Here is a 10,403-nt window from a genome sequence, read left to right as displayed (position 1 = left end):
CTGAGCAGCCTGACGGGCTTGCAGCAGCTCTACCTGATCGGGTGCAGCCAACTGAAGGATGTGAGCGTGCTGAGCAGCCTGACGGGCTTGCAGCAGCTTGACCTGAGCTTGTGCAGTGAACTGAAGGATGTGAGCGGGCTGAGCAGCCTGACGGGTTTGCAGCAGCTCAATGTGAGCGACTCCGTGGCATTGCCCGTTGGCATCCGAGATTTGCCTCTGACGTGGTGGCCTGCACTGGAGACGCTGTATGCGAATCGGTTGGGCGGAGCCCCTGTCGAGATAGGCTCAGAAGATGACTATTCCGACAATTGCCTTCCCCGCATCAAAGCTTGGCACCGCGACCTCGCCGATGGTGTCGCCTCGAATGCTGACCTGAAACTCTTCGTCCTCGGCAACGGCCGCGTCGGCAAGACGCAGATCTGCCGCCGACTGAAAGGCGAGGGATTCGATGCGTCCATCCCGTCCACGCATGGCATCAGCCTTGGCCAGACCCGCCTGATCGAAGGCGACACCGAGGCCGATCCACCCGAGCAAGCCGTCGATCTCCGCTTCTGGGACTTCGGCGGCCAGGATGTCTACCTGGGTACGCACGCGCTGTTTCTCGACGACCGGGCGGTGTACGTGATCGCGTGGACGCCGAGCCACGAGAACACCGACGAGTTCGAGGAGAACGGCGTGCCGATGCGCAATCGGCCGCTGCGGTACTGGCTGGAATATGTGCGCTCGCTGGCGGGGCCGAAGGCGCCGGTGATCGTCGTGCAGACGCAGTGCGACCGCGAGCTCGACGTGAGCAGGGCGCCGCCGATACCGGCCGACCACGGATTCGAGCGGCTGCGCGTGGCCGATTGCAGCGCCAAGCGTGGCGATGGCATGGCGCGGCTGATGCTGGAGCTGAAATCGGCGGCGCGGTATCAACTGGAGCGATACGGCGAGGTGCAACTGCCGGCGAACTGGGTCGCGGTCGGCGATGACCTGCGCCGGATGCGTGACGAGCAGGGCGTGCGCACGCTGCCGCGCGATGAGTTCGAGCGCCTGTGCGCCGAGCAGCACCACACTGCCGTGCCGGGCGTCGTGCTGGAGTATCTGCACCGCAGCGGGCAGGTGTTCTGGAAAGAGGGCATGTTCGGCGATCAGGTCGTGCTGGACCAGGCGTGGGCGCTGGACGGGATGTATGCGGTGCTGCACCGGGATTCGGCGCTGCCGCTGATCCGCCTGCAGCACGGGCGGTTCACGCCGCAACTGCTGGCGCTGCTGGTCTGGCAGAACCGCACCGACGAGGAGCGCAAGCTCTTCCTGTCGATGATGGAAAAGTGCCAGACGTGTTTCCAGATCGCCGAGGACGCGTATGTTGCCCTGGCGCTGCTGCCGTTGGAAAACGCGGTGGCAGGGCAGATCGCCGGCCTCTGGCAAGGCGCCGAAGCCAAGGCCGAGGTGAAGCTGAATTACGCCTTCCTGCACGAAGGAGTGCTGCGTGCGCTGCTGTGTGGCATCGGCTCACGGGCGGGCGTGCAAGCGGTTTACTGGCGCTACGGCGTGTGTTTCTACGACCAGAGGGCCGCAGGCGTCGTGCGCATCCGCAGCGAGTTGCCGGACCCGAGCGGACAGGGCAGCGGGTGGATCTCGGTCGAGACGACCGGGGCGAATGCGGCGGCGCTGGCGCGGGAAGTCGTCGGGTCGATCGAGCGGATCAACATCGGCCAGAAACCAGAGGTGAAGTGGATGAACGGCGAACCCAATGAAATCCGGCGCATGCCCGGCGACGACAACGGCCAGGAACCGTTTGCCCGCTTGACCCCCGGCCCGGTGCCCCACGCGGCCGGCGCGCCGATCCCGGTGTACGTGTCGTATGCGTGGGAGCCGGCCAGCCAGGCGTTCGTGGACGAGGTCGGCCAGCGCCTGCCCGCCGACCGCTTCGCGTTCCGGCGCGACAAGACCCATCTGCAGACCGGTGACTGGATTTCCAGTTTCATGGCGGAAATCGGCCGGGCCGACTGCGTGCTGGTCGTGCTCAGCGACAAGTACCTGCGCTCGACCAACTGCATGCGCGAGTTGCTGCACCTGTATCAGCGCAGCCAGGGCGACCGAGCCGACCTGATGGGCCGCGTCGTGGCGGTGATCCCGCCTGACCTGAAGATCGACCGGGCACGCGATCGACTGGTGTATGTGCGCCACTGGCGCGACGAATACGCGGCGCTCGAATCGGCTTACCGCGAACTCGGCGTCACGGCGATGGGTGCCGCCGACCGTGAGGAATGGCTGGCGATCCAGGATTTCCAGCACCGGGTCTCGGACATCATGGCCTGGGTGTCCGATGTGCTGATGCCGCGCGGGGTCGCCAGCCTGGATGCGGCCATTGCGCGGATCGAGGCTCGCGCCAACGCCTGATCCGGCCGCTCAGCCGTTCAGAGAAACCGCTCCAGAAACTTCCGCGACGCCCGGTCCAGCGCGCCCATGTCGCGCACCGAGAAGACGATGCCGTGGCCGCTGGTGATCAGCAGGCGGCGGCCGGGCAGGCGGCGGATGTCTTCCTCGACCTTCAGCACCAGCGTGGTGGGGCCGCGGTCGGTGTCCACCGTCCAGGTGCTGGGCGTGGAGAAGGTCGAGACCTCGCGGATGCGGCTGATCTCGGGCATGAACTCGCGGTGCGCGAGTTCCTCGTCGATCAGCGCGCGCAGCGGCGGCGGCAGCGCGGCCGGGCGGTCGATCCAGACCAGCTCGTGGCCTTCGGCGCTGACCAGCGACAGGCCCGCCTCGGGCGCCGAGACGGGGAAGGCGCGCACCGGCGTGACGCCGTGGCGCGGCACGCCGTCGGCACCGGTGTAGACCAGGCGGCCGCTGGCGTGGCGCTCGAGCGTGAAGACGGGGAGGGCGTCGGGGACGGTCGGGGTGGACATCGGGATCTGCTCGGGTTCAGTTCGTGCCGTGGGCCGAGGGCTGCGGGATCTGGCGCGCCAGCAGCGCCTGATCGTGCTCGGACTCGCCGTCGTCGTCGCTCTCGGTGCGGCGGGCCTGGGCCTCGTAGAGGCGGAAGTAGTGGCCCTGGCGCGCCATCAGCTCGTCGTGCGTGCCGACCTCGACCACCACGCCGCGGTCCATCACCACCAGCCGGTCGGCCTTGCGCAGCGTCGACAGCCGGTGCGCGATGGCGATCGTCGTGCGGCCCTGCACCAGGTTGTCGAGCGCCTTCTGGATCTCCTTCTCGGTCTCGGTGTCGACGCTGGCGGTGGCCTCGTCGAGGATCAGCAGGCGCGGGTCGATCAGCAGGGCCCGCGCGATCGAGATGCGCTGGCGCTCGCCGCCCGACAGGCCCTGGCCGCGCTCGCCCACCACCGAGTCGTAGCCCTGCGGCAGGCGCAGGATGAAGTCGTGCGCGTGCGCGGCGCGCGCGGCGGCGATGATCTGCTCGCGCGTGGCGTCCGGGCGGCCGTAGGCGATGTTCTCGGCCACCGTGCCGAAGAAGAGGAAGGGCTCCTGCAGCACCAGGCCGATGTGGCGGCGGTAGTCCGACAGCGCGTAGCGGCGGATGTCGACGCCGTCGACCTGGATCGAGCCGTCGGTGATGTCGTAGAAGCGGCAGATCAGGTTGACCAGCGTGCTCTTGCCCGAGCCCGAGTGGCCGACCAGGCCGATCATCTCGCCGGGGCGGATGTCGAGGTTCATGCCGCGGATCACCGAGCGGCTGCCGTAGCGGAAGGCGATGTTCTCGAGCTTCACCGCGCCCTCGAGCCGCTCGATGCGCACCGGCTGCGCCGGCTCGGGCACGTTCGAGACATGGTCGAGGATGTCGAAGATGCGCTTGGCGCCCGAGGCCGCCTTCTGCGTCACCGAGACGATGCGGCTCATCGAGTCGAGCCGGCCGTAGAAGCGGCCGATGTAGGCCAGGAAGGCGGTCAGCACGCCGACCGTGATCTCGCCGCGGCTGACCTGCCAGATGCCGAAGCCCCAGACCACCAGCAGGCCGATGTCGGTCAGCAGCGTGACGGTGGGCGAGAACAGGCTCCAGGTCTTGTTGATGCGGTCGTTGACGGCGAGGTTGGCCTGGTTGGCCTCGTGGAAGCGCCGCGACTCGCGCGACTCCTGCGCGAAGGCCTTGACCACGCGGATGCCCGGAATGGTGTCGGCCAGCACGTTGGTGACGTCGCCCCAGACGCGGTCGATCTTCTCGAAGCCGGTGCGCAGCCGGTCGCGCACCAGGTGGATCATCCACGCGATGAAGGGCAGCGGCAGCAGCGTCACCAGCGCCAGCCACGGGTTGATCGAGAACAGGATCACCGAGGTCATCGCCAGCATCAGCACGTCGGTGGCGAAGTCCAGCGCGTGCAGCGACAGGAAGACCGAGATGCGGTCGGTCTCCGAGCCGATGCGCGCGATCAGGTCGCCGGTGCGCTTGGCGCCGAAGTAGTCGAGCGACAGGCCGAGCAGGTGGTCGAAGGCGGTGGTGCGCAGGTCGGCGGCGATGCGCTCGGACACCAGCGCCAGCAGCCAGGTCCGCGCCCAGCTCAGCCCCCAGGCCAGCAGCCCCGAGCCGAGCAGGCCGCCCAGCAGCATGCCGACATGCGTGGTGTCGATCGAGCGGCCGTTCTGGAACGGGATCAGCACGTCGTCCATCAGCGGAATCGTCAGGTAGGGCGGCACCAGCGTCGCGGCCGTCGAGGCCAGCGTCAGCAGGAAGCCCGCCAGCAGCGTCCACTGGTAGGGCCGCGCGAAGCGCCACAGCCGCAGCAGCACCCAGGTCGAGGGCGGCGTCGTCAGCTCGCGGGTGCAGATCTCGCAGTCGTCGCTGTCGGGGGGCAGCGGCGCGTGGCAGGTCGGGCAGCGGGTCGGGTCGCCGTCCTCGTCGTCGTCATGCGCGTGGCCGGCGTGCGCGAGCCGCTCGATCAGGCGCTCGAACACCCGCACCAGGCGCAGCGCCTGGACGTTCTGCGCCAGCGTGAAGCGCCAGACCGCCAGCCGGCCGTCCGGATCGTGCAGTTCGAGCGTGCCGACGCCGGCATGATCGTGGTGCCGGAGCGACAGATCGCGGCGCAGCGTCCAGGCCGCACCGTCGCCGATCAGGCGCTGCTCGCTCAGCATCAGCCGCCCTGCCGCGAAGCGAAGACGCTCGTCGAGGTCAACCTCCAGCGTGGCCAGGACGTTCTCGCCTTCGAGGAGCGACGCCGGCCGGGAAGGGCGGGCGGATTCGGAATGGTCGTGCATGTGTCGAATATGTCTCGCTTTGCCGGATTCTGGCGCATGCCGCCCGGCACCTCGTCCGGCCAGGCCGGGCTTTCACCCGTTCAACGGGGCAAGGGGCTCTCCCGCTGACCCCCGGCCCGGCTGGCATAGGACAATGCAGTCTCTTCCCGGACCACAGATCGACCCGTTCCGCAGGACATGAGCAAGAAAGACGACATCAAGCTGCTGCGCATCACCTACCTGCGCGGCCCCAACGTGTGGACCTACCGTCCGACGCTCGAGGTCTGGCTGGATCTGGGCGAGCTCGAGGACTGGCCGTCGAACCGGCTGCCCGGCTTCAACGCCCGGCTGACCGCGATGCTGCCCGCGCTGGTCGAGCACCACTGCGGCGTGGGCGAGCGCGGCGGCTTCCTGCAGCGCCTGGAGGAAGGCACCTGGATGGGTCATGTGCTCGAGCATGTGGTCATCGAGCTGCTGAACCTGGCGGGCATGCCCACCGGCTTCGGCCAGACGCGCAGCACCTCGCAGCATGGCGTCTACCGCATGGTCTTCCGCGCCCGCGACGAGCAGGTCGCCCGCACCGCGCTGGCCGAAGGCCACCGCCTGCTGATGAGCGCGATCAACGGCGAGGCCTTCGAGGTCGAGCCGGCGGTCGAGCGGGTGCGCGAGAAGATCGACGACTGCTACCTGGGTCCCAGCACCGCCAGCATCGTCGGCGCGGCCACCGATCGCCGCATCCCGCACATCCGGCTCAACGACGGCAACCTGGTGCAGCTCGGCTACGGCTCGGCGCAGCGCCGCATCTGGACCGCCGAGACCGACCTGACCAGCGCGATCGCCGAGGGCATCGCCAGCGACAAGGACATGACCAAGACGCTGCTGAAGTCCTGCGGCGTGCCGGTGCCCGAAGGCGCGGTGGCGGACAGCCCCGAGGCCGCCTGGGACGAGGCCGAGGACATCGGCGTGCCGGTGGTGGTCAAGCCCAGCGACGCCAACCACGGCCGCGGCGTGAGCCTGGACCTGCGCACCCGCGAGGAGGTCATGGCCGCCTGGCATGTGGCCGACGCCGAGGGCAGCGAGGTCATCGTCGAGCGCTACATTCCCGGCGACGAGCACCGCGTGCTGGTCGTCGGCGGCCAGGTGGTCGCCGCCGCGCGCGGCGAGACGCTGTGGGTCACCGGCGACGGCCGCTCCAGCGTGCAGCAGCTGATCGACGTCCAGCTCAACACCGACCCGCGCCGCGGCGAGGCCGAGGAATTCCCGCTCGAGACGATCCGCCTGGAGCGCGAGCCGGTGATCCGTCTGCTGCTCGAGCGCCAGGGCCTGGACGCCGGCTCGGTGCCCGAGGCCGGCCGCCAGGTGCTGATCCAGCGCAACGGCAACGTCGCGATCGACTGCACCGACGACGTGCATCCGGATGTCGCCTACCAGGTGGGCCTGGCCGCGCGCATCGTCGGCCTGGACATCGCCGGCATCGACCTGGTCACCACCGACATCTCGCGTCCGTTGCACGAGACCGGCGGCGCCATCGTCGAGGTCAACGCCGGCCCCGGCCTGCTGATGCACCTCAAGCCCGCGCAGGGCATGCCGCGCCCGGTCGGCCAGGCGATCGTCGATCACCTGTTCGCCGAGGATGCCGCCGGCCGCGTGCCGGTGGTCGGCGTGGCCGGCTCGCGCCAGACCTCGCAGATCGCGCAGATCGTCGCGTGGCTGGTGCATCTGGGCGGCCGCCATGTCGGGCTGGCCTGCCGCGACGGCCTGTTCCTGGCCGGGCGGCGCGTCGGCCGCGGCGACTGCGCCAACTGGGACAGCGGCCACCGCCTGCTGATGAACCGCGAGGTCCAGGCGGTGGTGATCGAGAACGACGCCGGCGTCATCCTCGACACCGGCCTGCCCTACGACCGCTGCCATGTCGGCGTGGTCACCGACCTGGACGGCTTCGAGCGGCTCGAGCGCCACGACATCCGCGAGTCCGAGCAGATGCCGCGCGTGATGCGCACGCAGGTCGACGTGGTGCTGCCCGAGGGTGCGGCGGTGCTCAATGCCGACGACGAGCGCATCGCCGACATGGCGCGCCTGTCCGACGGCGAGGTCATCCTGTACGCGACCCGGCCCGAGCCGCTGGCCGACCACCGCGCCGAGGGCGGCCGCGCCGTGCTGCTGCGCGACGGCCGCATCGTGCTGGTCACCGGCGCGAGCGAGACGGTCTGCGTCGATCTGGTGCGCCGCCGCATCGCGATCACGCCCGAGGTCGCGCTGCCGGCGCTGGCCACCGCCTGGGCGATGGGCATCAATCCGGAGCTGATGGCCGCCGGCCTCGAGACCTTCGGCTCGCGCGCGCTCTGACCTGCTGATCCCGATCGGAGAAGAACACTGATGGACGTTTCCCGCATCCGGGCCCTGCGCGGCCCCAACCTCTGGAGCCGCCACACCGCGGTCGAGGCGATCGTCTCCTGCGAGCCGGCCGAGCGCTCCCTGGTCCACCTGCCGGGCTTCGAGAGCCGCCTGCGCGCGCTGTTCCCGGCGATCGGTCCGGTGCCGGTGGGCGCGCAGCGCGCCGACGTGTCGCTGGCGCATGTGCTCGAGGCCGCGACGCTGGCGCTGCAGGCCCAGGCCGGCTGCCCGGTGACCTTCAGCCGCACCTCGGTGACGGTCGAGGAAGGCACCTACCAGGTCGTCGTCGAATACACCGAGGAAGACGTCGGCCGGCTGGCGCTGCGCCACGCCGAGGCGCTGGTGCGCGCGGCGCTGACCGGCGGCGAGTTCGATGTCGCCGCGGCAATCGCCGAGCTGCGCGAGCTCGACGAGGACGTGCGCCTGGGCCCGAGCACCGGCTCGATCGTCAACGCCGCGCTGGCGCGCGGCATCCCGATCCGTCGCCTGACGCAGGGTAGCCTGGTCCAGCTCGGCTGGGGCTCGCGCCAGCGCCGCATCCAGGCCGCCGAGGTCGACACCACCAGCGCGGTGTCCGAGTCGATTGCGCAGGACAAGGACCTGACCAAGAAGCTGCTGCACGCCGCCGGCGTGCCGGTGCCGATCGGCCGCCCGGCCGCCACGCCCGACGAGGCCTGGGCCGTGGCCGAGGAGATCGGCCTGCCGGTGGTGCTCAAGCCGCAGGACGGCAACCAGGGCAAGGGCGTGACGGTCAACATCACCGACCGCGCCCAGCTCGACCGCGCCTTCGCGACCGCGGCCGAGATCGGCGAGGTGCTGGTCGAGAAGTACCTGCCTGGCAGCGACTTCCGCATGCTGGTCGTCGGCGACCGGCTGGTGGCCGCGGCCCGCCGCGATCCGCCCCATGTCATCGGCGACGGCGAACACACCGTGCGCGAGCTGGTCGAGATCGTCAACGCCGACCCGCGTCGCGGCACCGGCCACGCCACCTCGCTGACCAGGATCCGCTTCGACGACATCGCCGTCGCACGGCTGGCGCTGCAGGACCTGCTGCCCGACTCGGTGCCCGAGAAGGGCCGGCGCGTCATCCTGCGCAACAACGCCAACCTCAGCACTGGCGGCACCGCCACCGACGTGACCGACGACGTCCACCCGGAAGTCGCCGCGCGTGCGGTCGGCGCGGCGCAGATGGTCGGCCTGCATGTCTGCGGCGTCGACGTGGTCTGCGAGAGCGTGCTGCGCCCGCTCGAGGAGCAGGACGGCGGCATCGTCGAGGTCAACGCCGCGCCGGGCCTGCGCATGCACCTGTCGCCGTCCTACGGCAAGGGCCGAGCGGTCGGCGAGGCGGTGATCGACAGCATGTACGCGCCCGGCGACGACGGCCGCATCCCGGTCGTCGCCGTCACCGGCACCAACGGCAAGACCACCACCGCGCGCCTGATCACGCACCTGTTCGCCAGCAGCGGCCTGCGCGTGGGCATGACCAACACCGACGGCGTCTATGTCAACGGTCGCCAGATCGACAGCGGCGACTGCTCCGGTCCGCGCAGTGCGCGCAACGTGCTGATGCACCCGGACGTGGACGCGGCGGTCTTCGAGACCGCCCGCGGCGGCGTGCTGCGCGAGGGCCTGGGCTTCGACCGCTGCCAGGTGGCGGTGGTGACCAACATCGGCGCCGGCGACCACCTCGGCCTGAACTACATCACCACCGTCGAGGACCTGGCGGTGCTCAAGCGCGTGATCGTGCAGAACGTCGCCACCACCGGCTACGCGGTGCTGAACGCCGCCGACCCGATCGTGGCCGGCATGGCCTCGGTCTGCCCCGGCCAGGTGATCTTCTTCGCCGCCGACCGCCAGCATCCGGTGATGGCCACGCACCGCGCCCAGGGCCGGCGCTGCGTCTATGTCGAGGGCGATCATCTGGTCGCCGCCGAGGGCGCGCGCCGCGAGCTGCTGCCGCTGCGCGAGATCCCGATCACCCGCGGCGGCCTGATCGGCTTCCAGGTCGAGAACGTCATGGCCGCGGTCGCCGCCGGCTGGGGAGCGGGTCTCGACTGGGATTCGATCCGCCGCGCGCTGTCGAGCTTCGTCAACGACTCCGACAACGCGCCCGGCCGCTTCAACGTCATGGACTACCGGGGCGCCACCGTCATCGCCGACTACGGCCACAACCCGGACGCGATGCGCGCGCTGGTCTCGGCGGTCGATGCGCTGCCGGCGCAGCGCCGCTCGGTGGTCATCAGCGGCGCCGGCGACCGCCGCGACCAGGACATCCGCGAGCAGACGCAGATCCTGGGCGCCGCCTTCGACGACGTCATCCTCTATCAGGATGCCTGCCAGCGCGGCCGCGCCGACGGCGAGGTGGTGGCGCTGCTGCGCGAGGGCCTGCAGGGCGCGGCCCGCACGAAGCAGGTCGACGAGATCCGCGGCGAGTTCGTCGCGATCGACCTGGCGCTCGAGCGCCTGCAGCCGGGCGACCTCTGCCTGATCCTGGTCGATCAGGTCGAGGAGGCTCTGGCCTATCTGGCGCGGCGCATCCGCGGCGAGGCCGCTGCGTCCGCCATCACCGCCTGAACGCCCGGCCCAGGGCCGTCTTCCCCTGCGGTGGCTTGCTGCAAGACGGCCCTGAAAAATTTTTGGCGAAAGGGCTTGCACGGCCCCAAAAGCTCGTACTAGAATAGCGTTCTTCGCTGCTGCAGAACAAACGAAACGCGACGCAGCAAACAGGGCGAAGACAGTTCTTTAAAAATCAACAGCCGATAAGCGTGGGCGTGAGAGGCGAAGTGTCTCGGATCTTTGGGTCCGGGTCCTTGGGACCTTAAACGCTCATGGAT

Annotated in this window: 5 protein-coding genes; 3 read left to right on the top strand and 2 right to left on the bottom strand. The window is 69.9% G+C overall.

Annotated features, from left to right (window positions below; translation table 11 throughout):
* Window positions 1–2,385 (top strand): COR domain-containing protein (locus HNQ01_RS00025; RefSeq protein ID WP_173803276.1); only part of this gene is annotated, 2,385 nt, incomplete at its 5' end.
* A 17-nt stretch (window positions 2,386–2,402) separates the two neighbouring features.
* Here HNQ01_RS00025 and HNQ01_RS00020 read toward each other — a convergent pair.
* Window positions 2,403–2,894, bottom strand: a complete 492-nt coding sequence (locus HNQ01_RS00020) for a cyanophycin metabolism-associated DUF1854 family protein (protein ID WP_173803275.1) — start codon at window positions 2,892–2,894, stop codon at window positions 2,403–2,405.
* Window positions 2,895–2,910: 16 nt separating this feature from the next.
* Window positions 2,911–5,196, bottom strand: coding sequence for a cyanophycin metabolism-associated ABC transporter (locus tag HNQ01_RS00015; protein ID WP_173803274.1), 2,286 nt, complete (start codon window positions 5,194–5,196; stop codon window positions 2,911–2,913).
* Between the two features lie 177 nt (window positions 5,197–5,373).
* Between HNQ01_RS00015 and HNQ01_RS00010 the strand changes: the two genes are divergently transcribed.
* Together HNQ01_RS00010 and cphA are read left to right on the top strand one after the other, a co-directional pair.
* On the top strand, window positions 5,374–7,521 hold the full coding sequence (locus HNQ01_RS00010; protein ID WP_173803273.1) for a cyanophycin synthetase: 2,148 nt from the start codon (window positions 5,374–5,376) through the stop codon (window positions 7,519–7,521).
* Between the two features lie 30 nt (window positions 7,522–7,551).
* On the top strand, window positions 7,552–10,143 hold the full coding sequence (cphA, locus tag HNQ01_RS00005) for a cyanophycin synthetase (protein WP_173803272.1): 2,592 nt from the start codon (window positions 7,552–7,554) through the stop codon (window positions 10,141–10,143).
* Window positions 10,144–10,403: the final 260 nt, after the last annotated feature.

It is taken from the genome of Sphaerotilus uruguayifluvii, assembly GCF_013294065.1.
Classification (GTDB): Bacteria; Pseudomonadota; Gammaproteobacteria; order Burkholderiales; family Burkholderiaceae_C; genus Sphaerotilus; species Sphaerotilus uruguayifluvii.
This window is presented reverse-complemented; position numbering and strand designations above follow the sequence as displayed.